This is a genomic window from Corynebacterium sp. p3-SID1761 (assembly GCF_055862885.1).
On record NZ_JBSQBJ010000008.1, the window covers coordinates 58,532 to 80,644 of the forward strand.

At 61.5% G+C, this 22,113-nt stretch carries 24 protein-coding genes and 1 pseudogene; 13 read left to right on the forward strand and 12 right to left on the reverse strand.

Annotation, left to right across the window (positions count from 1 at the left end):
* Nucleotides 1-22: 22 nt before the first annotated feature.
* Entirely contained in the window at nucleotides 23-508 is a 486-nt protein-coding gene (locus ACWXWJ_RS05780) for a MarR family winged helix-turn-helix transcriptional regulator (protein WP_473963808.1), read from the reverse strand.
* A 116-nt stretch (nucleotides 509-624) separates the two neighbouring features.
* Between ACWXWJ_RS05780 and ACWXWJ_RS05785 the strand changes: the two genes are divergently transcribed.
* The 3 genes from ACWXWJ_RS05785 (at nucleotide 625) to ACWXWJ_RS05795 (ending at nucleotide 2,167) form a co-directional block, all read left to right on the forward strand.
* Nucleotides 625-1,170: a YceI family protein gene (locus ACWXWJ_RS05785; RefSeq protein WP_473963809.1), complete on the forward strand. Its 546-nt coding sequence runs from the start codon at nucleotides 625-627 to the stop codon at nucleotides 1,168-1,170.
* A 65-nt stretch (nucleotides 1,171-1,235) separates the two neighbouring features.
* The gene (locus tag ACWXWJ_RS05790) at nucleotides 1,236-1,748 is read left to right on the forward strand and encodes a fluoride efflux transporter FluC (RefSeq protein ID WP_293792036.1); all 513 of its coding nucleotides are present in this window, start codon (nucleotides 1,236-1,238) and stop codon (nucleotides 1,746-1,748) included.
* Nucleotides 1,745-2,167 (forward strand): fluoride efflux transporter FluC, encoded by a 423-nt coding sequence (locus tag ACWXWJ_RS05795; RefSeq protein ID WP_293792035.1) that lies wholly within the window; start codon nucleotides 1,745-1,747, stop codon nucleotides 2,165-2,167. Before ACWXWJ_RS05790 ends, ACWXWJ_RS05795 begins: the two co-directional genes overlap by 4 nt.
* A 77-nt stretch (nucleotides 2,168-2,244) precedes the next feature.
* Here the strand turns inward: ACWXWJ_RS05795 and ACWXWJ_RS05800 are convergent, their stop codons facing one another.
* Nucleotides 2,245-2,883 carry a hotdog fold domain-containing protein gene (locus ACWXWJ_RS05800; protein ID WP_448307971.1) on the reverse strand — a complete coding sequence of 213 codons (639 nt, stop codon included), beginning with the start codon at nucleotides 2,881-2,883 and terminating at the stop codon, nucleotides 2,245-2,247.
* Between ACWXWJ_RS05800 and trxA the strand changes: the two genes are divergently transcribed.
* From trxA to ACWXWJ_RS05825, 5 genes are all read left to right on the forward strand, one after another.
* Entirely contained in the window at nucleotides 2,873-3,244 is a 372-nt protein-coding gene (gene trxA / locus ACWXWJ_RS05805; protein WP_005292458.1) for a thioredoxin, read from the forward strand. The genes ACWXWJ_RS05800 and trxA overlap by 11 nt on opposite strands.
* A 164-nt stretch (nucleotides 3,245-3,408) precedes the next feature.
* Nucleotides 3,409-3,984, forward strand: coding sequence for a DUF6230 family protein (locus ACWXWJ_RS05810; RefSeq protein WP_293792031.1), 576 nt, complete (start codon nucleotides 3,409-3,411; stop codon nucleotides 3,982-3,984).
* On the forward strand, nucleotides 3,974-5,050 hold the full coding sequence (locus ACWXWJ_RS05815; RefSeq protein ID WP_293792029.1) for a DUF6114 domain-containing protein: 1,077 nt from the start codon (nucleotides 3,974-3,976) through the stop codon (nucleotides 5,048-5,050). Before ACWXWJ_RS05810 ends, ACWXWJ_RS05815 begins: the two co-directional genes overlap by 11 nt.
* 128 nt (nucleotides 5,051-5,178) lie before the next feature.
* Nucleotides 5,179-5,955, forward strand: coding sequence for a PspA/IM30 family protein (locus tag ACWXWJ_RS05820; protein WP_293792028.1), 777 nt, complete (start codon nucleotides 5,179-5,181; stop codon nucleotides 5,953-5,955).
* A gap of 104 nt (nucleotides 5,956-6,059) precedes the next feature.
* Entirely contained in the window at nucleotides 6,060-7,703 is a 1,644-nt protein-coding gene (locus ACWXWJ_RS05825; protein WP_005292446.1) for an MDR family MFS transporter, read from the forward strand.
* Nucleotides 7,704-7,838: 135 nt separating this feature from the next.
* On the opposite strand, the gene ACWXWJ_RS05830 is transcribed toward ACWXWJ_RS05825, so the two are convergent.
* The 3 genes from ACWXWJ_RS05830 to ACWXWJ_RS05840 all read right to left on the reverse strand — a co-directional run bounded on the left by ACWXWJ_RS05830 (nucleotide 7,839) and on the right by ACWXWJ_RS05840 (nucleotide 10,421).
* A complete protein-coding gene (locus tag ACWXWJ_RS05830; RefSeq protein ID WP_473963810.1) occupies nucleotides 7,839-8,597 on the reverse strand; it encodes a decaprenylphospho-beta-D-erythro-pentofuranosid-2-ulose 2-reductase in 759 nt (252 codons plus the stop codon).
* A 45-nt stretch (nucleotides 8,598-8,642) separates the two neighbouring features.
* On the reverse strand, nucleotides 8,643-10,055 hold the full coding sequence (locus ACWXWJ_RS05835; protein WP_293792024.1) for an FAD-binding oxidoreductase: 1,413 nt from the start codon (nucleotides 10,053-10,055) through the stop codon (nucleotides 8,643-8,645).
* Between the two features lie 141 nt (nucleotides 10,056-10,196).
* Complete coding sequence (locus ACWXWJ_RS05840) at nucleotides 10,197-10,421, reverse strand: hypothetical protein (protein ID WP_448307970.1); 225 nt, start codon at nucleotides 10,419-10,421, stop codon at nucleotides 10,197-10,199.
* 183 nt (nucleotides 10,422-10,604) lie between these two features.
* On the opposite strand from ACWXWJ_RS05840, the gene ACWXWJ_RS05845 reads away from it, so the two are divergent.
* Both ACWXWJ_RS05845 and ACWXWJ_RS05850 read left to right on the forward strand, forming a co-directional pair.
* Nucleotides 10,605-11,327 (forward strand): hypothetical protein, encoded by a 723-nt coding sequence (locus ACWXWJ_RS05845; protein WP_473963811.1) that lies wholly within the window; start codon nucleotides 10,605-10,607, stop codon nucleotides 11,325-11,327.
* Between the two features lie 25 nt (nucleotides 11,328-11,352).
* Nucleotides 11,353-12,792 (forward strand): hypothetical protein, encoded by a 1,440-nt coding sequence (locus ACWXWJ_RS05850; protein ID WP_473963812.1) that lies wholly within the window; start codon nucleotides 11,353-11,355, stop codon nucleotides 12,790-12,792.
* A 343-nt stretch (nucleotides 12,793-13,135) separates the two neighbouring features.
* On the opposite strand, the gene ACWXWJ_RS05855 is transcribed toward ACWXWJ_RS05850, so the two are convergent.
* From ACWXWJ_RS05855 to ACWXWJ_RS05875, 5 genes are all read right to left on the reverse strand, one after another.
* Nucleotides 13,136-13,597: a GtrA family protein gene (locus ACWXWJ_RS05855; RefSeq protein WP_448307862.1), complete on the reverse strand. Its 462-nt coding sequence runs from the start codon at nucleotides 13,595-13,597 to the stop codon at nucleotides 13,136-13,138.
* Nucleotides 13,590-14,315, reverse strand: coding sequence for a GtrA family protein (locus ACWXWJ_RS05860; RefSeq protein WP_448307969.1), 726 nt, complete (start codon nucleotides 14,313-14,315; stop codon nucleotides 13,590-13,592). Before ACWXWJ_RS05860 ends, ACWXWJ_RS05855 begins: the two co-directional genes overlap by 8 nt.
* 155 nt (nucleotides 14,316-14,470) lie before the next feature.
* Nucleotides 14,471-15,379 carry a galactofuranosyltransferase GlfT1 gene (gene glfT1 / locus ACWXWJ_RS05865; RefSeq protein WP_473963813.1) on the reverse strand — a complete coding sequence of 303 codons (909 nt, stop codon included), beginning with the start codon at nucleotides 15,377-15,379 and terminating at the stop codon, nucleotides 14,471-14,473.
* Between the two features lie 3 nt (nucleotides 15,380-15,382).
* Nucleotides 15,383-17,170 (reverse strand): long-chain-fatty-acid--CoA ligase, encoded by a 1,788-nt coding sequence (locus ACWXWJ_RS05870; RefSeq protein WP_473963814.1) that lies wholly within the window; start codon nucleotides 17,168-17,170, stop codon nucleotides 15,383-15,385.
* Nucleotides 17,171-17,445: 275 nt separating this feature from the next.
* Complete coding sequence (locus ACWXWJ_RS05875; protein ID WP_473963815.1) at nucleotides 17,446-18,435, reverse strand: hypothetical protein; 990 nt, start codon at nucleotides 18,433-18,435, stop codon at nucleotides 17,446-17,448.
* Nucleotides 18,436-18,514: 79 nt separating this feature from the next.
* On the opposite strand from ACWXWJ_RS05875, the gene ACWXWJ_RS05880 reads away from it, so the two are divergent.
* Nucleotides 18,515-18,682, forward strand: coding sequence for a hypothetical protein (locus ACWXWJ_RS05880; RefSeq protein WP_448307858.1), 168 nt, complete (start codon nucleotides 18,515-18,517; stop codon nucleotides 18,680-18,682).
* A 321-nt stretch (nucleotides 18,683-19,003) separates the two neighbouring features.
* The gene (locus tag ACWXWJ_RS05885; RefSeq protein WP_269954959.1) at nucleotides 19,004-19,147 is read left to right on the forward strand and encodes a hypothetical protein; all 144 of its coding nucleotides are present in this window, start codon (nucleotides 19,004-19,006) and stop codon (nucleotides 19,145-19,147) included.
* Between the two features lie 392 nt (nucleotides 19,148-19,539).
* Here ACWXWJ_RS05885 and ACWXWJ_RS05890 read toward each other — a convergent pair.
* Nucleotides 19,540-20,887, reverse strand: a pseudogene (locus ACWXWJ_RS05890) (IS256 family transposase).
* A 227-nt stretch (nucleotides 20,888-21,114) separates the two neighbouring features.
* The gene (locus tag ACWXWJ_RS05895) at nucleotides 21,115-21,426 is read right to left on the reverse strand and encodes a transposase family protein (protein ID WP_010189373.1); all 312 of its coding nucleotides are present in this window, start codon (nucleotides 21,424-21,426) and stop codon (nucleotides 21,115-21,117) included.
* 232 nt (nucleotides 21,427-21,658) lie between these two features.
* Here ACWXWJ_RS05895 and ACWXWJ_RS05900 point away from each other — a divergent pair, with 232 nt between their 5' ends.
* Entirely contained in the window at nucleotides 21,659-22,057 is a 399-nt protein-coding gene (locus ACWXWJ_RS05900; RefSeq protein WP_043015022.1) for an SHOCT domain-containing protein, read from the forward strand.
* The last annotated feature ends 56 nt before the right edge of the window (nucleotides 22,058-22,113 follow it).

The window sequence follows — 22,113 nt, forward strand, 5'->3', positions numbered from 1 at the left end:
CCTAGGAGCCTAGTGCCTAGGGTTACCCGTTTAGTTTCGCCAGAATTTCGTAGAACTGCTCAATCTCGGCGTCGCTGAGCTGGTCGAAGACCAGCTCCCGCACCTTTGCCACGTGGCCGGGGGCGGCGGTGGTTATCGCCTCGAGGCCTGCGGGTTCCAGGACTACGTAGGCCCCGCGACCGTCGGCGTCACAAGTTGTACGGCGCACAAGACCGCGTTTAGACATGCGCGTGATCTGGTGCGAAAGGCGCGAACGGCTCCATTGCATCATGTTTGCCAGTGCGACGATTCGCTGCTGGTGGTCCGGTGCTTCCGAAAGGTGAACCAGGACCTCGTAGTCCGCCAGAGATAGGGACGTTTCCGCCGACAGCTGCTGCGCTAGTTCGGCATTGATGTGGATGTGGGCATTGATCCACGCTCGCCACACCTGTTGTTCGCGACTGTTTAGCCACTTTGTCCCCTTGTTCGCATCGTTGTGTAGCGGGGGAGAGGTGTCTTCTTGTGTCATGTGCACCAGTATCGCATATCGGTCAAAATAGTTGACACATCAACTAACTGGGCGTAGCTTTGAGGCCAGCGCATCAAAAGAAGTAATCAACTGACACACCAACTGAAAGGTTCAACATGACCAACGTCAACAACTACTCCGGCAACTTCCAGATCGACGCAGCGCACTCCGAGATTGGTTTCGTCGCCCGCCACGCCATGGTTACCAAGGTTCGTGGCGCATTCACCGACTTCGAGGGCACCGCAACCACCGGCGAGAAGCTGGAAGGCGCAAAGATCGAGGTCAAGATCGACGTCAACAGCGTCGATACCCGCAACGCCGACCGCGACGCTCACCTGACCACCGGTGATTTCTTCGACACGGAGAAGTACCCGCACATCACCTTCACCTCCACGGACATTACCGCTGCTGGCGAATCCACCCTCCGCGTTACCGGCGACCTGACCATTAAGGATGTGACAAAGCCCGTCACCATCGACTTCGATTTCACCGGTGAGGTACAGGATCCATGGGGCCAGACCCGCGTCGGCTTCGAGGGTTCCACCAGCATTAACCGCCGTGACTTTGGCCTGGAGTGGAACACCGCTCTTGATGGTGGCGGCGTGCTTGTTTCCGAAAAGATCACGCTGAACTTCGACATCTCCGCCGTCAAGCAGAGCTAACCTGATCGGCCGTTGTGGCCGCCCAACTCGACTGGTCGCGCTGCCAGCTGGGTAATATTGCACTTATGAATCGCCTCCCGCCCGTCGCCCTGGTTTTCCTCGGCGGCGCGCTGGGGGCGATTATTCGTTGGACGCTGACCGTCTGGATTCCCGCCCTCGGCGACCCCACACGCGTGCTCGGCGCAGCCACGCCGCTGAACATCATTGGAGGGATCCCTCTAGGAGACATCGCATTGCTGGTGGTCAACGTCCTGGGGGCGCTCCTTTTAGGGCTCTTAGTCGGGATGATCCCGGATTCTGCCCACCCACGTCGCACGTTTTGGGGTACGGGAGTGCTCGGCGGTTTTACGTCGTTTAGCTCGCTTGCTGCGGCTGTTGACGCCACCACCGATTCAGCTTCTACCATCCTCATCGGGGGAACCTACGGCGTGTTTACGCTGGCACTTGGCCTATGTGCAGCTGTGATGGGGCTGCGCCTCGGGCGGGATCTGAATGGGCTGGCGCGGCTGCGACGCGCAGCCGACGGTGCCGACGAGCCCCAGGATCCCCGTGAGCCCCACAGAGGGGGCGCACGATGAACACCGGAGCAACCCTCATTGAGCTGTTAGCCGTCGCCCTCGGAGGCGGGACGGGAGCGGCGGCCCGCTACGTACTGGATACTCACCTAAAGTCCAAGCATGGTTGGGCACCTTTGTGGAGCCTCGCGGTGGTGAACCTCCTCGGCACAGTCGTGCTGGGTTTAGTGCTTGGGTACACCTCGCAGCATCTTGACGGAGCCGCCGGATCTACCAGTGCAGGCGAGACGCAGGACATTTTATATCCCCTGCTTGGCATTGGTTTGGCCGGCGGTTTCACCACGTTCTCCACGGTGATGGTGGAGGTCTTCACCCGGCCCCAGCCCGCTCGCCGTATTGCGGGCGTGGTGGGGATGGCAGTGGTCTGCTGCGCGGTGTTCCTCCTCGCACTGTGGTGCGGGGCGCTACTTGCTGGCGCCTGAGGAACCGTAGCGCGGGTGCGGACGCTACGACGCCGTGTACGTCGCCGGGAGCCGCGCAAACGTACCAGGTATCTGCGCTACTTTTTGGCCGTCACCCAGATGTCAATCTCCGCGTAGGTGGATTCCTTGCCCTCATCATCGGCGAAGTGGATCTTCACCGTCACGGTCTGTCCGCCAGACTCCTGAGTGATCTTCTCGAAGTCCGGCAATTCTGCAGTGGCGGTGGCCGTCAGGCTGCCCTTCGTCTTCTTCAAGTACTGAGTGCGCATGCCCTGTGGCAGCCATCGGTGCGTATTGGGAATTGAGGCCTCAGCCAGCATCCCCATTGCAAACTCCGCGACATTGCAGGCCGCAATGGCATGGAAGGTACCAATGTGGTTGTTCAGCAGCCACCACTTCTTCGACCGAACCTTGCAGAAGCCCGGGCGCAGCTCCTGTACACGAGGCTGTACGGTGAGGAAGTATGGCGCTTTAAAGCCGGCCGCAGCCGAGAACAAACCGTTTCCGAACGGCTTCTTCGCAAGCTGCTTGTACATTTTGAAAGTGCTAGATGGATTCGCGTTGGCGTCATAAATAGACATAGTGAGAACTCTAACGTGGAATAAAGCGACCGTTGCGTAATGTTGGAAAACATGCTCGCCCCCTTTCACCGGGGCGCCAACAACAAAGTTTTTGGACAAGCACAATCGACCCGAAGGGAAACAAATGGCGACCATCGAAATCACCGGAGCTAACTTCCAGGACACCGTGCAGGGCGACGGCATCGTCGTGCTGGACTTCTGGGCGGAATGGTGCGGTCCGTGTAAGCGCTTCGCGCCCATCTTCGAACAGGTCTCTGACGAGCACCCGGAGGCTGTGTTCGGCAAGGTCGACACTGAGGCCAACCAGGAGCTTTCCGCTGCGCTGCAGATCCAGTCGATCCCGACGCTGATGCTGTTCCGCGATGGTGTTCTGCTGGCCCGCGAGTCCGGCCTGCTGCCGGCGAAGGCGCTGAACGAGCTCATCGCCAAGGCCGAGGAACTGGACATGGACGAGGTGCGCAAGCAGATCGAGGCCGAGCAGGCCAAGGAGCAGTAAAGACTGCGTGGTAGGCACGCTGGCCGGTCTCGCGCGCAGTGTGTGGGCTGAGGGGCTAGCGCGGGTGGCCTCGAACCGAAACAAAAAATAATAGACCAGCGATTCGCGCATCGGCGCCACCACAGGGATAATGCTTGAGGGCATTACAAGAGGAGGCGCACAGAATGGGACGAATCAACGCCAGGAAAGCAGCGATTGCATTGACCGCTGGGCTGGTTGGATTCGCCGGAACCGGAATGGCGGTGGCGAAAGGCGGCATTTCCGCGAACCTCGCGCTGTCTGGTTCTTTTTTCACCGTGACGATCGATCACCTTTCCGGGCAGGACTTTTCGCTGTTCATGGATAACGACGTTAAAGGTGATAATCACCTGCCCGTCGCGCGCGTGAAGATTCAGCAGGCCAAGGCCTCTGACCTGTGCCTTTCAACAACCGTGCCGAACCTGCCCGCCGTCGGTGAGGCAACTCTTGCCCTGCGCTCCAACGGAAAGAACAGTGTGGATGCGAAGGACCTGATCGTCGGGTCTACCGATATTAAGGGCAGCCTGCGGATGGCTGACCCTAACCTTGGTATTGACGCCCACCAGGTCAACCCCGAAGCACCGGACGATGCATGGGGTCTGCACTCGAAAGACGTGCAGGTTGTGGCAGAAAAGATTGTTGCGACATCTGTTGGGGCGAAGCAGCTGAACGTTTCCGGAGTTGAGGCGAGCGTGCGCCGGGGAACTGAGAATGCCTGCTAGAGGGCGTTTGGCACGCTTCGCGGAATGGCGTCGCGGTCGGCCGTTCGTGCCGGGACTGCTGGTGCTGCTTTCGGGTGTGGTGATTATGACGCCCGCCTACCTGACCCTACGCATTAATGACCTACTGGTGATGATCTCCACGTTGTCGGGGGTCTCCACGCTGTTCCTCGGCGCAGCCCAGATTATGTTTGGCCTGGGTATTTGGCTGAAGCCGGCGACAGCACCTTACCTGGGTGTGTTCGCCATTCTGCTGTCTTTGGTGGCGCTGCCGGCCTCTAATATCGGCGGCTTTTTATTGGGCTCGCTGCTGGGGATTTTCGGCGGCGCGTTTGCGTTGGCGTGGGAGCCGGGGGACGGCAAGCGGAAGAAAGCTAAGGCCACTGCTGCAGAGTCGGCTGAGTCGGCAGAGTCGGCAGAGTCGGCTGAGTCGACTGGGGAGAGCGTAGGCGACGGCGGGGATGGCGCGGATGGCGATGCGCCGCAGTCCGGCGGTGGGTACTCCGCGACGGTAGCGGCCTTGCTGGTGGCAGTGGGTATCGCGACCGGCGTGGGCATCCTGAACGCGAACGCCCCGTACAGTGCGGCGCAGCCCGCCCGCGTGGGCGATGTCGGCCAGGTCACCGCCGACAACGTGACCTTCAAGGGGAATGTGCGCATCAGCGTGGATTCCGTGGGCACGGAGCACGGCCGCCGCGACCTAATACGCATCACCGGGGATCGCCTGCAAATTAAGAACCTGCAGATCCAGCTGCCGGGCCAGTGGGGCGATGGCATGCTGCGGACCGGCTCAAAGGTGGAGACATATGTGGTCGAGGGGCCGGTCGTGGTGGAGGCGACGTCCCTGGAGGCCGTTCCCGCGCTAGCCGAGATCTCCACGATCCCGGTGAAGGTGGATATTTCCGGTAGTGCGGGGGACGTTTTGCACCAGCTGGGCTTGGTCCCCAGCGAGGCGCCCATCCCAGACCCGGTGATGGAGGTCGTCTCCCTCAAACAAGTGAAGCTAGACCTGCTGCACCTAACCGGGCGGGATATGAACGCCCCGGTAGTCCACCTGAAGGCTCTCTAACGTATCCCTGATTCCGCCGCCCGCCCATTCGCTCCGTGCGCCGCGCCAAAAGCCAGTACGCTGGAATTCAACAGGCTGCATTGCAGCTAAATTGACCACACCATCACGTCCGATACAGGAGCTTTCCCATGGCGAATCCATTTTCTAAGGGCTGGAAATACCTCATGCAGTCCCTCGACACGAAGATCGAGGAGAACGCGGATCCCCATGTACAGATCCAGCAGGCCACGGAGGCTGCCCGCAAGCAGCACCAGCAGATCTCCGAAAGCGCAGCCCGCGTGATCGGTAACCGTAACCAGCTGGAGATGAAGATGAACCGCCTTCAGCAGGACGCGAAGAAGCTGTCGGACAATGCTCGCACCGCCATCCAGCAGGCCGACAATGCCGCTGCTGCTGGCGACCAGACCAAGGCCAACGACCTGAACCAGACCGCGGAGCTGTTCGCCTCCCAGCTGGTCTCGGTGGAACAGCAGCTGGACGAAACCAAGCAGCTGTACGCCGGTGCGGAGGAGGCCGCCCGTCAGGCCCAGCAGCAACAACAGCAGTCCGCTGCCCGCCTCGAGGAGCAGATGGCGCAGATTAACCAGCTGCGCGCCCAGGTAGATCAGGCGAAGATGCAGGAAGCTACCGCCAACTCCATGCAACAGATGGATGGCCTAGTGCAAAACGACGATGTGCCGACCCTGGATAGCGTGCGCGAGAAGATCGAGCAGCGCTACGCCCAGGCGCTCGGCAGCCAGGAGCTTGTAGAAAACTCCGTGCAGGGCCGCATGGCAGAAATCGAAGCTGCAGGTAACGACATGCGTGCTGCCTCCCGCCTGGAGGAAATCCGCGCCCAGATGAACTCGGGCAGCGGCACAAACGCACTCGAGACCGACGAGTCCCAGGGCGAGCTGGAGCGCTAGCCCACAGCGCTTATCCCCTTCAGGCGCAGCACACCTGGTGTAAAGTATCCAGGGTTCGCGGGTGCGTTCGTGCACCCGTCTTTTCTTGTCTCGGAGGGATACTTTTGTCTAAAAAGCCTTTTTCTGACGCCGCCGATCCCGACCGCGCCACCACTCCAGCCGACGCGGTCGCGTCAACGGAAAGCATTTCCGAAAATCGCAGCCCCGATCGCGCGGGCCACCCGACCCCTCCAGAGGAGCCCGCGGTGGGCGCGAAACTGCTCATCGGCATGCTGGTTGTCGCAGCGTTCGTGGTGATTCTCAACGAAACCACCTTGGCCGTGGCCCTCCCCGTCTTGATGGGAGAATTTGGCGTCACCGCTGATGCAGCGCAATGGCTGACTACAGCGTTCATGCTCACGATGGCCGTCGTCATTCCGATGACCGGCTACATCATGCAACGGTTCCGGTTGCGGTCGATCTACATCGCGGCGCTGACAGCCTTCCTAATAGGTACGATTCTGGCCGCAGCCGCGCCGACGTTCCCGATTTTGCTGGTCGCCCGCGTGGTGCAGGCCAGCGGCACGGCGCTGGTGATTCCGATGCTGATGACCACCATCATCCGCCTGGTGCCCATCGACCGCCGTGGCGCGGTCTTTGGCCTGGTCTCGGTGGTCATTGCGGTGGCTCCGGCGCTGGGGCCGACGTTCTCCGGTGTGGTGCTGGAGGCCCTGGGCTGGCGCTGGATCTTTATCCTGGTTGCCCCGCTGGTGTTGATTACCCTGGTCGCGGGCTTGTTCCTGGTGAAGAACTTCGAGGAGCCGACGCGCCCGTCCTTGGATGTGCTGTCCGTCTTTCTTTCCGCATTTGGCTTCGCGGGCCTGGTCTACGGCCTGGCTGGCCTGTCCGAGTTGGCTGATGGGGTGCCGGTGCAGCGCCTGCTCATCTTGGCTGTCGGCGCGGTTATCCTGGTGCTTTTCTTCCTGCGCCAGCGTTCCCTGGAGCGCAGCGATAAGCCGAAGGCCACCCCGCTGCTGAACCTGCAGCCGGTGCGCGTGCGCGAGTACAACTTGTCGCTGGGGTTGCTGCTGCTGACGTTCTCTATGCTCTTCGGCTTCATCATTCTGATGCCGCTGTACGCGCAGAACGTTGCGGGCTTGTCGGAGCTGAAGACCGGCATGGTTTCCCTGCCCGGTGGTCTGGTGATGGGGTTGCTCGGCCCTGCCATTGGCCGGGCTTATGACGCGCGTGGCACGCGCCCGCTGATCATTCCCGGCAGCATCCTGATCGCGATCGGCATGATGGGATTTGCCGCCCTGGAGCAGACGGAGAGCCTGTTCGGGTGGGTTGGCTCTGGTACGTGGCCGGCGTTTGTGCAGCTCATGGTCCTTACGGTGGTATTGAACCTGGGTATTGCTTTGATGATGACGCCCCTTATGTCCAACGCTCTGGCGGCCGTGCCGGATTCTCTGGCTTCCCACGGGCAGGCAATTTTGAACACGTTCCAGCAGGTTGCCGGTGGTGCCGGTACGGCAATCTTCGTGGCGGTGATGACGTTTGCCTCCACCCGCTATGCCTCGAGCAACGCTGCGGAGCTGGCTGGCTTGGCAGCGACGGATCCCGCTCTGGCCGAGCAGCAGGTGGTGGGCCAGGGCATCCACGTGGCGTTCTTGGTGGCGGCTTTCGTTTCGGTGGCGCTGATCGTGCTGTCGGCGTTCCTGAAGTTGGACGCCAAAGAGTCCGCCCATCCAGGCCACCTGAAGAACTAGAAGGGGAACGACAAAGCGCCGCCCAGGGTGTGGGGCGGCGCTTGTGCTTTGTGCGCGGGTGAGGAGATGGTGGACCCGCCGGTGAGGGGGCTGGTGAGGGGCTCGGTCAAACCCCAGAGTGGGGGCTCGGGGGAGCTACAGCGGCAGCTTGCGCAGGATCGGCAGCGGCAGGTGCTTCAGGATCAGCATGATCGGGCGGAACAGGGGGTGCACCCAGATCAGGGACTTGCGGTTATCCACGGCCTTGGCGATCGCCTTGGCCACGTCTTCTTTGTCCACGGTCAGCGGGGCATCCTCGAGGTCCTTGGTCATGTTGGTGCGGACCTGGCCCGGGCGGACCGTCAGTACGCGCACGCCGGAGCCGCGCAGAGCTTCGTTGAGCATGCGGTAGAAGCCATCCAGGCCAGCCTTCGTGGAGCCGTAGACGAAGTTGGAGCGGCGAACCATCTCACCGGCAACGGTGGAGAACGCCACAATCTGGCCGTGGCCTTGCTTCTTCATGTAGTCCGCCAGCAGCACGCCGACGGAGACGGCGCCGGTGAAGTTCACCTGTGCGGCCTGCACAGCCAACTTCTGGTTGGTCCACTGTTTTTCGTTATCGCCCAGAATTCCGAACGCAACAATGGCCAGGTCCACGTCGCCATGGCTGAAGATCTCCTCGAACACCTGCGGGTGGGAATCGAAATCCACTGCGTCGAAGGCAACGGTGACGACCTCGCTGGCACCGGCGGCGTTCATGCGTGAGGTGGCGTCATCCAACGACTCGCCAGGACGGGCGGCCAGGATCACGCGAGCAGAACCGCGGGAGAGGAACTCCTCGACAACGGCGAGGCCCATGTCGGACGCGCCGCCGAGAAGCAGGATGGACTGGGGTTTGCCAACGGCATCAATCATTGTGACTCTTCTTTCGGGGTGGGGGGCAACTATTGTGGGCAGGGGCTACAGCTCGAGGCGGCGGGACATATCGGAGGCGAACACACCCGTCGGGTCGATGTTCTTGCGGGTGGCGAGCCAACCCGGCAGGCCGGGGTACATCTTGTGGAAGTTCTCGGCGGAGGTGCGCGACTCCTTGGCCAGGTACAGGCGGCCACCGAACTCCATCACGCGGCGGTCCAGGTCGTTCAAGAAGTTGCCCAGACCCGGCTTGATCGGGAAGTCCACGCAGACATTCCAGCCTGGCATCGGGTAGCTCAGCGGCGCCTTGTTGCCCTCGCCGAACAGCTTGAACACGTTCAGCGCGGAGTAGTGGCCGGAAGCCTGGATATCGCGGATGATCTCCTTGAACGGCTCCACTGCCTCCGTCGGCACGACGAACTGGTACTGCAGGAATCCCTTGGAGCCGTAGCCACGGTTCCACTCGCCAATCAGATCCAGCGGCTGGTAGAACTGCGTGAGGTTCTGCACCTGGTTGCGGTACTCACCGGATTTCAGCCACCACAGCTCGCCGATGGCAACCATCGAGAGCTTGTTCATGGTGAAGTTCGGGAAGATATCCGGCACGGTCATGAGCTGCGGCGCGTTGAACTTCAGTGGATCCTTCGCCAGCTTCGGCGCGTACTCCTTCAGCTGATCTAGCGTGGCCAGGGAGCCACGGGAGATCGCCGCGCGACCCAGCTTCGGCTCCGGGCTGATCGCATCGAACCAGGCGGAGGAGTACGTGAAGTTGTGCTCCGAACCGTCGGAGTGGAACGCGATGGTCTCGTCCAGGGAGTGCGTCATATCGCCATCGGCGATGAAGTATGCGGTCTCGGTCTTCGTCATCTCGATCGTCGCGCGCAGAATGATGCCGGTCAGGCCCATGCCGCCGACGGTGGCCCAGAACAGCTCGCCATCCGGATCGTCCGCGGAGCCCTCCGGGGTCAGGTGCAGCACACGCCCGTCAGCCACCAGTAGCTCCATGGAGCGGACATGGTTGCCGAAGGAACCGGCAGAGTGGTGGTTCTTGCCGTGGATATCCGGGCCGATAGCGCCACCGATGGTCACCTGGCGCGTGCCGGGCAACACCGGCACCCACAGGCCGTATGGCAGCGCGGCCTTCATCAGCTGATCCAATGTCACGCCAGCATCTACATCTACGATGGCGGTATCGGGATTGATGCTGTGAATGCGGTTGAGCTGCTGCATGTCGATGACGAGGCCGCCACCGTTCATCGCCGGATCACCATAGCTGCGGCCCATGCCGCGAGCGATCACGCCACGCTGGAGGTGGCTGGGCTTATCCGCATTATCGTCGGCCACGCGCGCAACGGCGGCAGCAATCTGATCGACATCCTGGGTAGACAGGACTTCGGCGGTCGTGGGGGCCGTACGTCCCCACCCGGTGAGGGTACGAGTGCTGGTGTGCAATTCCATGTTCTCTACCCTAGCGCTCGCGCACGACATCCCCGGGGCGCGGCGCTACGTGAAGTACAAGTTGCCAGCGTTTTCGCAGTTGCGGTGTGGGTGGCGTCACAAAAATAGGGAGTGCGACAGGCACAAGCGACTACAACGGTGCTAGTACAGTTCCATGATCTGACGGATTTCCTCCGGCAGTTCCTCCGGCTCAGTGATGGTTGGGCCGTCGTAGTCGCGCAGGATATCGCGCACGCGCTGGCGGCTGGTGCTGTCGAGGATGGGGAGCTCCTGGGCCATGAGGCGCGTCATGTACTCGTTGAGCGGCAGGTTTGTCCTGGTCGAGGCCTCGTAGCTGCTTTCCTTGCCGACGCCCCCAATTCGCACCGGTGCACTCCTGTGCTCCTGCTCGGCGGGGGAGGGCTTGGAGCGTTTGAAAAATTTGGTGACGGCGGAGAACGTGGAAGAGAGCACGGAGGACGAGTCGGAATCAGCCATGGGGATGATCTTAGCGGGTGCGGCTGCGAGCGTAAGGGGCATGTCCGGTGGCGGTGGTAACCTGCAATTACGATGAGCACAACCGCCCCAGAGAACACCGCTGACACCGCAACTGACACCGTAACTGACACCGCACCCCAGCCTGTCCGTTATGACCCGATCATGGTCGTGGCCGCCGCCGGCGAGGCAGACGACCCAACCTTCGCCATCTGGCAGGTGGAAACTGACCCCGACGTGCAGTTGGGCGACTTTTCCGGCGCATGGTTGATCGACGGCGCAGGCATTCACGGCTTCGCTGCCGAGGCGGATTGGATCGAGGGGACTGATGACCGCGGGGCTATGCTCGCTGCGCTGCTGCGTTACCCCGTGTTGTTCGTGGGGCCGGAGGCGGCGGCGAAGGTGCTGCCACAGGAGGTTGCGCTGGTTGATGTGGAGGCTACGGAGGCTGCGCTTAATGACGCCCTCGCCTCCGCAAAGCAGCACTTCAGCGACGAGTTTCCGGGGAAGAAGCAGCCGGCGTGGGGAAGTTTGCGCCCGCTGGAGGAATTCCGAGGGGCTGAGGCTGGTGGCTCTGGCGGAGATGGTGCTAGTGGAGCTGGCGGGGACGGTGCTGATGGCGCTGGTGAGGTGGAGCGCTTGGCAGTTGCTGCCGCACTGCAGGGGGCAGCGGCGCTGCGCGGGTGGATCGCGCAATACAATGCGTTCGACAAACTACGCGTCCGGCGCATCGGTGCTGTGAGCAGTGATTTTGCGCAAGCTCAGCCAATCCCGGTGGTTTTCGCCCAGCGAGGTTAGCCAGGCGCGATTACGCTTGAGAACCATGAATCGCTCATCACATTTTGGAGCCGCCGGTGGCTACAAATCCGCCGGTGGCTCTAGTGCTGCGCGAGCAATGGGGGAGAACAACACAGAGGCAGTGGCACCGGGCGGGAGCGTGGTTTCCCTTTCAGAAATCCGCACTGCTCGGCGTGACGGTGCCCGCGATGCTGACGCTGACAGCGCAGCAGACAGCAGATCCGAGGGGGCGGAAATGCAGGAAAGCCTGGGGGTAATGTCCACACCGGGGATGGGGATAAGAAGGGAATCAGGGGCTCACGCAAAGGTCTTCACTGTAGCCGTGGAGCACCACTTTCCGGGCGTAGGAAGATACTCGCGGCTCCTCAGCGTCTCCAGCGCAATGAGCGTGGCTGACTTCGCAGACGTCATCCTCGCCAGCTTCCTCTGGCCGGAGCGGGTGAACCGAGTACCTGAAGCCCACCCAACCTGCTACGGCACGAAGGAAGATCACGCTGCAGGAGAGGCCGAAGCCGGTAGTGACAGTGGTCCTGCCTGGAGCTTCCGCGCCCGCACCGCCGGGCGCGTGCGCGTCTATGCCAAAGGAGCGAATTCCATTGGCACTGCTCTAGGCGATATTTTCCGCCGTGGCACCATCGGTGTGCTGAAGGTCGACGGATATGACTTCAGCGTCACCGTCACGGATACCACCACCCGCCACGACGAAATCGAGTTCGTCGACCCCTCCCGGGACTCGCACTTCGATCCTTTCCTTGCCCCATCACAGGACTTGTTCGGCGCGCCGGGCGAAGCAAATGACGAAGCAGTCCTCCTGGCCGCTGACTTCCTTGCGGATTCCGACGATGAGGCCGCGGAGGCGGATGGCGTCAAAAAGAATCAGGATGACGAGTTCGCCGCGCACCTGCACCCTGCGGGCATTCCGGCGATGGTCGACATCTCGGAGGTGAATGTGGCGCTGGCCGGTGAGGACACCGTTGAGAATATCCTCGCGGAAATCACCCCTGAGCTGCGAGAGCTGCTGCGCGACGGTGCGTTGTACGAGTTCATTCCGCTGCTGCAGGCATTGGATTTGGAGCGGCCCGCGAACGTCACCGAGCACGCCGCCGAGTTGTTGGCCGATGTGCCGATTGAGAAGAGCAAGATCGGGCGCGCCGCCGCGTGGGCGCGGATCATTGCACTGTCCACGCTGGTGGAGTCGGAAGCCGGGGAGGTCAGCGAGGCCTTCATGTCGGCGCTTGGCTACACGCGCGCGGATGCGAAGCTGCCGCCGACGGATACTGCTCTTGGTGCCGACGCCCTCAGTGCCAGCGAGATCAAATGGTTGTCGCGCCGGACCGGGCGCATCTTGGCGCAGGTTGGAGCCTGCAAGTGGGAACCTCAGCCCGATGACCAGGCAGTTCCTTTGGTTCCCCAGTGTTCGATGCTGGAACGCCTGGAGATGTACCGCTTCATCTTGCAGCACTAGGCGGGGGCCGGGGTGTTGTTGTGTGCCCGGAATGTCGTTGAATCGGGATTCCGTGGTGGCCTGGGGCACAAGTCAGCTTTCTGCGGGCGCGGAATGTCGTTGAATCGGGATTCTGTCGCGGCTTGCGGTGGATTCCGAAAAATGGAAACGCTCTGACCTGCGGGTTTAGATAATTGCAAACTGGTTTCGTTAACAGATTCCCGTTCTAGCGACATCTGCACCCTGCCGGAGCCTCCGGAGACCCCCAAATTAGCCTCCCGCGAGCCCACCGGCTCACCAGTCCGCCCGGACCACCTGCCCACCAGCCAGCCCAGCCCGACCCAGACCCAGCCCGGCCCACCAGCTAGCGCTTGAAAATAAAGAACTTCTGGATCAGGAAGTTCAGCACCGTCGCCGTACCCTGGGCAATCACAAAACTAATCGCACGCACCCAGAACGCATTCAGGTCGAAACCCTCCAGCCACGGAATCGACACCTTGTACAGCCCCCACTGCACCGCAAAGGTCAGGCCGTAGGTCGCCATGGTTATGGCAAACCGACGCCCGCTCGGCTCCGCCTGGAAAGTCCACCGACGGTTGATGAAGTATGCCGTCAGGGTTCCCAGCACGAATCCCAGCGCCTTCGCCACGCCATCGCTCAAGCCAAAAGCAAAAGTGAAAAGCGCCGTCGAACCAAAGTCGACGATGGCACTGAACCCTCCGACCAGCACAAACTTCACCAGCTGCGAACGGATCATACGTTGCGCCCGACTAAGGCCACCACCCTGGGACGACGAGGGGGCGTCATCAAAAGAAGAGTTAGTCATCCGCATCACCGTCAGCACCTGCCGCATTGCCCGCGCCCGTCCGCGGCTCGACCGTGCGCACCACCCGCTTGTGGTCGCGCGGCGCCGAGCGGAACGTCCACAGCTTGTTGAACAGGAAGTTCGCCGGCACGGCCACAATCACACCAATGAAGTTGCCCCAGTACGCGCGCGTGCGCAGCCCAGTGGAGTTATCGAAAAAGTCGTGGGGCAGCGCGATCGGTGACTCCGGATTCACCAGCGCCGTCGAGACCAGCAGCGTGATAATCAGCCCGAACACGCCCACAGCCATGAACTGCGGGAGCTGCTTCCACCACGCACGCTTGTGCTCGTGGCGGAACGTCCAATAGCGGTTCAGGCAGAAATTCCAAATATTCGCCAGCACAAAAGCGATCACGGAAAACACGTGGTACCAGCGGAAATGGTATTGGCTGCCGAGGAGGTTCAGGAACGCATCCTGCACGTCGATACCCCATCCGGCCTCGCTGATCTTCTTCGCCAGCACGAAAATCGCCTGGTTGACGATGAACCCGGACGCGCCAACAATCCCAAACTGGATGAACTGCCGTGCGACGGTGCGGCCGCGCGAAAGCGGACGCGCAGATGCGGTAGCTGCGTCGTCGACGTTTTTCTTATTGACGCCTGCGTCGTCAGCGGCCTTGGCGGGCTCAGCGATGGTGGAAGGCTGGGTATCGGACACGGTCACTTCGGCTAACTTGATCCTCGGTTAAGTAGTGCTCGGCGGTGTCTAGCGTTTGCAGGATCACCGCGATAGTCACTTAAGACTACGCCCGCGACCGGGTGAAAAGGAAAATTCTTCCCGGTGTGTGTGCTTAAAAAGTTTCTTAGAACTGCGTGCGCCGAGCCGTGCCCGTGCTACCGACCTGGCCGGCGGAACTGCTCACGCCGACCGAGCGCATGTAGCCGCAGCCACTCTGCGAACCCCTTCGGGTTCTTCTTCTGTACGAGGAAGAACCACCCGAAGCGGGCGTATTCCTGCGGCAGCAGCTTGCGCATGCCCGGCTGGTTCATGATGTATCCGCGGTTGCGGTAGGTGAAGTAGCGCTTGAATTCATTGTCCGGGTACTGCGTATGCATCTTCCCGCCGAGGATCGGCTTAAACTCATCCGACCCGTCGGGGTGCAGGTAAGCGCAGGTCAGGCACGTTCCAAAGGGTAGGCCGCTGCGGACCAGGCGGCGGTGATATTCCACCTCATCGCCACGGATGAAAAGCCGATAGTCGGGAACACCAATTATCTCTATCGCCCGTGCACTGATCAGCGCGCCGTTAAACAGGCTGGCGATCCCCGGCAGGAAAGACCCCTCCAGCTCGGACAAAGTGCGCCGCCACACCAGCCCCTGGCGCAGAGGAAAAGCCAACCGCTCCGGGGCATCGATATTGCACACCACCGGGCTGATCTCTTCCAGCCCCTCGCGCTCCGCAACCTCCTGCAAGGTGGCCAGCACATGTGCATCCGCCGGCCTGCCATCATCGTCGGCACACCAAATCGCATCGGCGCCCAAAGAAAGCGCGGTAAGGAATCCCAGCGCGAATCCGCCAGCGCCGCCCAGGTTCGTCTCGGAGCCCACGTAGTGCGCCCGCGAGCCACACACGTCTTCCACCAGCTCCCGCACCGCCGGGTCGTTGCCGTTATCCACAACCACTACGTGCGCGACTTCCGCGCCTTCCTGGCCTGCGACTTGGCGCAGCGAGGCCTCCAGCAGCTCCACGCGATTGTGCGTGACGATCACTGCTGCGACGGTATCGTTCCTGCTCAGGGGCATGTTCTAGGCGTTCTCCTTCTCCGCCACCAGTTCTTGCACCTCGCGTCGGCGCACCTTGCCCAATTGGTCGGCGGGCAGTTCCTGGAAGGCATGGAATACCCTAGGCACCTTATACGCAGTAAGTCGTTCTTTGGCGAAGGCGCGGAAGCCGTCGGCGTCAATAACAGCGCCATTGGCCAAAACCACAGCCGCAGCGACGGTTTCGGAGCCGTCCTTGCGCTCCACACCGACGACGGAGGCCTGCTCGATGGAGGGGTGCTCGCACAGCACTTCCTCGACCTCGGCGGGGTAGACGTTAAAGCCGCCGGTGATGATCATTTCCTTGATGCGGGAGACGATCTTCAGGTAGCCGTCGGATTCCATGACGGCCATGTCACCGGTGCGGAACCAGTCCTCATAGAAGGCCTTAGCGGTTGCGTCCGGGCGGTTGAGGTAGCCCTTGAACACCTGCGGGCCGCGGACGACCAGCTCGCCGGCCTCGCCATCGGGCATCGTTTCGGCGGGGTTATCCGGGTTGGCCACGCGGATTTCGGTGGACGGGAAGGGCACGCCGATGTAGCCTTCCCGCCCCTTACCCATGGGGTTACCTGCGATAATGGGCGAGGTTTCGGTCAGGCCGTAGCCCTCGACGATGTTGCCGCCGGTGGAGCTTTCCCACTCGCGGACGGTCTCTGCGGGCAGGGCGCTGGCGCCGCTGAAGGAGTTGCGGATGCCGGAGATCGACATTCCGCGCTTCTCGGCCTCCTTCATAATGTTCTGGTACAGCGCAGGCACGCCCGGCATCCAGGAGGGCATGTTCTTCTTCATCACACGCATCACCAGCGGCATTTCGGGTGCGGGTAGCAGCTGAATTTCGCCGCCGATCATCGGGGCGAGCGTGATGTTCATGGTCAGGCCGTATGCATGGAAAATCGGCAGCGCGGCCAGCATGACCTCCTGCTTTGGACCCTTACCCAGGCCCTTCACCCAGGTCTGACCCTGGCGGAGGTTCGCGATGAGGTTACGGTGTGTCAGCACGGCGCCCTTCGGCTTGCCGGTGGTGCCGGAGGTGTACAGGATCAGCGCCGGGTCGCTTGGTTCGATCTTCTTGTTAATGACGCCCTCACGCCATGACTGCTTGCCATTCCCGCCGGAGCTCATGAAGCGCTTCCAGGAGAGTGCGGCAGGTGCCGGGCCGGTGAGCTTGTCCTTCATGGCCTTGATCTTCGGGATCGGTAGCTTCAAGGCGTAGCGCAGCGGAGCTGGCATTTCGTCGGGGAGTGTGACGGCGATGACGGTATCCAGAGGGCTATCCAGCCGCAGGTGCTCAGCGACGTCGCTGACCTTGTCCCAGAAGAAGCCGACCTTCGCTGCGTGGTCGTTAAATGGATGATTGAGCTCGGCGGCAGTGTATAGCGGGTTGTGCAGGATGGGCACCGCGCCGACATTCAGAACGGCGTAGAACGCGATGAGAGCCTGCGGGCAGTTCGGCAGCACGATGGCGACGTGATCGCCACGTTGCACGCCCAGTTTCTTGAGCCCCTGGGAGGCGATGGCAACCTGGTGGCCGTACTCCTCGTAGGTGGTGACTTTCCCGAAGAAGGAGTATGCGTTGCGCTCGCCGATGGTCTCCACCGCATGCCAGAAGACCTGCGGGATGGTGAAGCCGGAGGGGTTCTCCGCGGGGTCGTAGAGGTCAATGGTGTGCTGCGTCCACGGCGTGTAATGCTGCAGCCATGCCTTCGAGTTGAAAGCCTCGGAGGCGGTTGCGCCTGCGGCACCTGCACCGTTGTCGGCTGCTGGGTTGGTCAACTGTTTCACCTGGTTCTACGTTTTTAGTGGTTGTTCGGGATGGTTTATGACTGGTTGTTTGTGTTTGGTTTGCACGTCAGCCCAGGAGGGGGCTCGTGAGGGCTGCGATATGTGCCGTAACACTGACCGAGTCTAACTGTTTGGCTGCCTCATCTGGCCGGGTTTATTAATTCTCTTTTTATCTCCAGTTTGTGCCGGGGCGGGGAGGACGGTTCGGGAGGCTGGAGGTGAAGGCGAACGAGGGCGAGGGCGTCAATAAGAAAGAACAAAAAGGGCTACGACCAGGCGAGCACGCCGCCGCTCCAGAGGGTGCACGGCGGGCGGGTCGGGCGTGCCGCGAGGGTGTGGAAATGCTCGCTGACCTGCTCGACTGCGCGGCCGGAAAGGTACGTTTCCGCCGTGACGCGCAGTAGCGTGATGCCGCGGGCTTGGATGTCGTTTTCGCGTTGGCGTTCCTTGAGCAGGGCGCGCTCGATGGCCGGTGTGGTGGAGCCGTATTTCTCGCGGCCGTCGTATTCGACAGCGAGGCCGACGTCGAAGAACATGTCCACTCGCCCGATGGTCCAGCCGCCTTCGTTGAGTATGTTGACCTGCTGAAATGGTGCGGGCAGGCCGTGTTCCCAGAAGCGGATTTTCAGCTGCGATTCGCGCGGGCTTTCGGAGAAGCGGGTGATGAGGCGCGCGGCCGTGCGGGCGCGTTGGGCGCCGTGGCGGATGGGCGCGGTTTCCGGCGTGGCGGTCAGCGTGGCGGTCAGAGTGGCGCCTGGGGCGCACATCCCGTCTTGCCACGCGCGCCACGTGCGCCATGCGTTCCACGTGATTTTCTTTGTGTGCAGCGCGGCCTCCGTGGCGATGACGGCGTCGTCCAGTGAGTGTCGAAGCCCCAGGTCGTGGCACGTATCCAGCAGTCCGCTGGTCCAGATTTCGCCGAACTCTGTGGGGATCAGCACAGCGCGCTGGCCTTGCCCCGGCGTAGCGAGGTGGCGCTCTGACCTGCCGGTTCTTCCCATCAGGCTTCTTTTTGGTGACGCCAATTCCACCGTCTCCGGCGGCTCGAACTTCTCGAGGGGCAGGTCGTGGAGGAAGGCTGCCGACTTGCCCGCCACGACGGCTGGACCACTGCGGATGTACTCGGCGGCGATTCTGGCTCGCGCTTTAATTGCTTCTGCGTCGGGGTCTTGTTCAAACTCACGCCACTGACCTGCGGGAATGTAAACTCCCGGTGCAAGTCTGACCGCCTCACCCCTCGCTGCGAGTCGCTGCATTTTCCGTGCCTCCGAGGGGTTCATCGTGTGAACGTCGAGGAGCAGCTTGGCCTTCCTGCGTGGTGGTACCTGGGGAAATGTGACCGCACGCGCCCGTCGAGTGGGCGTGGATTTGGTTCTTGCTTTTCCGTTGCTTGCGCTGGTTGCTGTGTTGGTGCTGGTGCTGGTGCTGGTTGCAGCGTTGGCGGGTGTGTTGGTTGCAGTGCTGGCGGGTGTGTTGGTGTTTGCACTGCCGCTCGTGCTGTAATCGCTCAATTGGTGTGCGGTGTAATTTGTTGTTCTACGAGCCTTGGACTGTTTCACTGTTGACCCCCTGTTTCCCCTGGTCTGCGTGGCCTTTGAGAGATGTGCTTCAAGAGATGTATCTAAGAGATGTGTTTCAAGAGATGTGTCGGAGATAGAGAGATGGATAGAGAGATTCGGCAACGCATCCGGGTTCGCGGCCATTCTCGCAATTGAATGAGCTTGGTGGAATATGGGTGGCTTGGACTTGTGAATAACTCTCTGCGGGTGGGCGATTTATCCACAAGTACAAAAGATCGAGATGCGAGAACCCCCTTGATGGTGTATGTGCAGCTTGGCGCCGGACGTGGATGTGGTGCTGGTGGCGGGCGGCGTGCTGGCGCCGGGCGCGGGGGTGTGGGGCGTGGGTGTGGTGTGGGGATGGTGCCAGGCGCCGCGTGTGGGGGTGGGGCCGAATGCGTGGAAGTGAGTATTGGGGCCACTGGGGGCGTTGTTATTGGTGTGAGTGCTGGGTGGGTGGTCTGGTGGCCCTAAGGGCAGCTGCTGGATGGGAAAATGTCGGAAAAGTTGCAATGTGTTATCGGGAGACATTTTCAGTTTTGTAAATCTGCAGGTCAGCGAGTTTTTTGAGCAGGGTGTCGGCGACGAGGATTTACGTTTAGCAACTTTTCCGACAGTTAGCGCTTTAGACTGCAACTTTTCCGGCACTTAGTGCCCCACCAGGGCGGGCTTCAGGGTGGTTTATGGGATAAGTGGGGCGGTAGGGGCTGATGGGGAAAGTGGGGCTGGTGGGGTGTCGGGAGAGGTAAAGTCAGCCGGTACCCCCGGAGGGTGTCCGATTGTTTGTGTGCGGGGGGTGGTTTACAAGTAGTCCGCGAATCGGTCGGGGTAAGCCACGGCTAGTTGGTTGATGGCTTGTTTCCACCCGGTGGCTTTCGCTCCTTCAATATAGCCGTTGCACTCAATGTTGCGCTTTGCTTTCTTCGCTCGCTGGGCGGCACGCTTGTTCGATGTTGCAGATCATCAGCCACAGCGTTTTCTGCGCCGCGGTATCGTTCGGGAATTGGCCCCTGTTGCGGGTAGCTTTACGCAGTTCAGCATTCAGCGACTCGATTGAATTGGTGGTGTAGAGCACCCGGCGTGCCGCCGGCGGAAACTGCAGAAACGGCACGAACCGCTCCCAGGCGTCGCGCCAGACTTTGACCGACTGGGGGTATTTCCGGCCAAGTTCACTGGCCTCGAAAGCATCCAGGCTGGCACGTGCGGTGTCCTCGTTAGCGGCTGTGTAGACCTCACGCAGCGCGCGGGAGACTGCTTTGCGGTCCTGGTAGGACACCCACCGGTTCGCAGCCCGAATCAGGTGCACAATACAGGTCTGTACCATGGAATTCGGCCAGGTTGCCTCCACGGCTTCCGGCAAGCCTTTGAGCCCGTCGCAGCACACAATGAACACGTCTTGGACACCGCGGTTAGCCAGATCCGCACACACCGATGCCCAGAATGCGGCTCCTTCATTGTCGGCGATCCACAGTCCCAGGATGTGCTTGATGCCGTCCATGTCGACACCAACCGCCATGTAGCAAGCCTTGTTGACCACGCGGTGGCCGTCACGGATTTTCACGCGTAGCGCGTCGAGGAAGATCACCGGGTAAAACTCGTCGAGCTGGCGGTTTTGCCAGATCATGACCTCGTCTAACACCGCATCGGTAATGGTGCTGATCGTATCCGGGCTCATATCCACCCCAAGGGTGGTCGCGAGGTGATGCTGGATATCGCGCACGGTCATCCCACCGGCGTAGAGCGAGATAATCATGTCGTCGAGTTCTGTGAGCCGACGTGCACCCTTGGGCACCATCCGGGGAGTAAACGTGCCGGCACGATCCCTGGGCACGGTCACCTCAACTGCGCCGTAGCCAGAATTGACGGTCTTGGTGTACGACCCGTTACGGTGATTGCCGCCGTGCACGGGTTCAACCTGGGCTTTGGTTTTACGGTCGGAATGGCCGTAGCCCAAATGCGCATCCATTTCCGCCTGCAGACCAGCGTTGATCGATGCCTGCAACAGGCCTTTGACCAGGTCGCTGGCATCATCAGCGGACGTCGACAGCTCGCTGATCAAGCTGGCGATTTCAGGATTTTTCCATCAGCTTCTCGCTGATCTCGTTGACCCTCGCCGGGTCATGGTTTTCTTCGGTGACACCGTAGTCATTATCGGTGAAACTCCTTCTAGATCAGAGCCTCACACACAAACTTCCTGACACCCTTCAGGAATGACAGGCGAGGAGCAATCCGCGGGGACGGATAAGGCCACAGCGCGTTCAAATGTCTCACATGAGTGCAACGGTGAGGGGTGTAGAGAACGCACGGTGGGCGGTTGCGAATAAGTGACCACGCTGGCAGCCAAGAGGTACGAGCGATGAAAGATCAGCTCGAGCATTAGCGAACGTACTGACGTCGCTTTATTAGGTGTACTGACCGGGTACGTTGCGGGCACGCCGGTTCGGCGCACCGCCACAGCCGCTTGCGCCACACCAGCAGCACCGGCCGCCCCGCCGAGGGGATGTCACGCACCAGATGCTCACGCCGGCCGTGGGCCACCGCGACCACCCCGCACCGCGGGCACCCGGTCACCGACTCGGAGGTCTCCACCAACAGCTCCAGCTCACCGCCGTACTCACCGACGGCAAGCACCACCAACCCCGAGATGCCGAGCATCGCAGCGGGCAGGACGGTAGCCTCAACACTCACCTGGGACTCCTCTCGATCCGTTGCTTGGTCGCTACGAATCGTGGAGTCCCAGGCCCGTCTTCACCAGCCCAACCCGGTCAGCGCGTCGCAACCCGGCTACCACGCTTGGTGAGGAAAAGCTGCTAACATGGTTCGGCGACGGCCCGGGCACGTCCTTGTTCCTAACCGTCGTGCGCTGGGGTTCGCGTGGACCGCTCGGCCAGCGTCCATCCAGTCAGGAGGAAGTCAGCAAATGTTCGACGACAACGGCTCATTCCTACTCGCCATGTTCGAGTTCTTCATCTTCTTCGCATGGTTCATGTCCCTGTGGTGGATCTTCGGAGATCTCTTCCGCAGCAAGGACCTCGGCGGCTTCGCGAAGGCGCTGTGGGTGGTGTTCATCCTCGCGCTGCCGTTCATCGGAATGCTCGCGTACCTGCTTGTTCGAGGCCGGGGGATGACCGACCGCGCGGTCGAGGCGCACCAGGAGCTCCAGCAGCGGCAGGAGGAGTACATCAAGTCCGTCGCCGGCGGCTCCGCCGGATCGAGCCCGACCGATGAGATCGCCTCGGCGAAGGCCCTTCTCGACTCGGGAGCGATTACCCAGCAGGAGTTCGACCAGATCAAGGCAAGGGCGCTCTCCTCGGTCTGACCCTGGTCCGCTCCCTCGCCAGCCGCAGCGTCGCGGTCCGAGGGTGGCCATCCGGC

Bases quoted from the DNA above. Each gene is read 5' to 3' on its own strand.
- ACWXWJ_RS05780 (WP_473963808.1), bottom strand. From the start codon at position 508: ATGACACAAGAAGACACCTCTCCCCCGCTACACAACGATGCGAACAAG.
- ACWXWJ_RS05785 (WP_473963809.1), top strand. From the start codon at position 625: ATGACCAACGTCAACAACTACTCCGGCAACTTCCAGATCGACGCAGCG.
- ACWXWJ_RS05790 (WP_293792036.1), top strand. From the start codon at position 1,236: ATGAATCGCCTCCCGCCCGTCGCCCTGGTTTTCCTCGGCGGCGCGCTG.
- ACWXWJ_RS05795 (WP_293792035.1), top strand. From the start codon at position 1,745: ATGAACACCGGAGCAACCCTCATTGAGCTGTTAGCCGTCGCCCTCGGA.
- trxA (WP_005292458.1), top strand. From the start codon at position 2,873: ATGGCGACCATCGAAATCACCGGAGCTAACTTCCAGGACACCGTGCAG.
- ACWXWJ_RS05800 (WP_448307971.1), bottom strand. From the start codon at position 2,883: ATGGTCGCCATTTGTTTCCCTTCGGGTCGATTGTGCTTGTCCAAAAAC.
- ACWXWJ_RS05810 (WP_293792031.1), top strand. From the start codon at position 3,409: ATGGGACGAATCAACGCCAGGAAAGCAGCGATTGCATTGACCGCTGGG.
- ACWXWJ_RS05815 (WP_293792029.1), top strand. From the start codon at position 3,974: ATGCCTGCTAGAGGGCGTTTGGCACGCTTCGCGGAATGGCGTCGCGGT.
- ACWXWJ_RS05820 (WP_293792028.1), top strand. From the start codon at position 5,179: ATGGCGAATCCATTTTCTAAGGGCTGGAAATACCTCATGCAGTCCCTC.
- ACWXWJ_RS05830 (WP_473963810.1), bottom strand. From the start codon at position 8,597: ATGATTGATGCCGTTGGCAAACCCCAGTCCATCCTGCTTCTCGGCGGC.
- ACWXWJ_RS05835 (WP_293792024.1), bottom strand. From the start codon at position 10,055: ATGGAATTGCACACCAGCACTCGTACCCTCACCGGGTGGGGACGTACG.
- ACWXWJ_RS05845 (WP_473963811.1), top strand. From the start codon at position 10,605: ATGAGCACAACCGCCCCAGAGAACACCGCTGACACCGCAACTGACACC.
- ACWXWJ_RS05850 (WP_473963812.1), top strand. From the start codon at position 11,353: ATGAATCGCTCATCACATTTTGGAGCCGCCGGTGGCTACAAATCCGCC.
- ACWXWJ_RS05855 (WP_448307862.1), bottom strand. From the start codon at position 13,597: ATGACTAACTCTTCTTTTGATGACGCCCCCTCGTCGTCCCAGGGTGGT.
- glfT1 (WP_473963813.1), bottom strand. From the start codon at position 15,379: ATGCCCCTGAGCAGGAACGATACCGTCGCAGCAGTGATCGTCACGCAC.
- ACWXWJ_RS05875 (WP_473963815.1), bottom strand. From the start codon at position 18,435: ATGCAGCGACTCGCAGCGAGGGGTGAGGCGGTCAGACTTGCACCGGGA.
- ACWXWJ_RS05885 (WP_269954959.1), top strand. From the start codon at position 19,004: ATGTGCAGCTTGGCGCCGGACGTGGATGTGGTGCTGGTGGCGGGCGGC.
- ACWXWJ_RS05900 (WP_043015022.1), top strand. From the start codon at position 21,659: ATGTTCGACGACAACGGCTCATTCCTACTCGCCATGTTCGAGTTCTTC.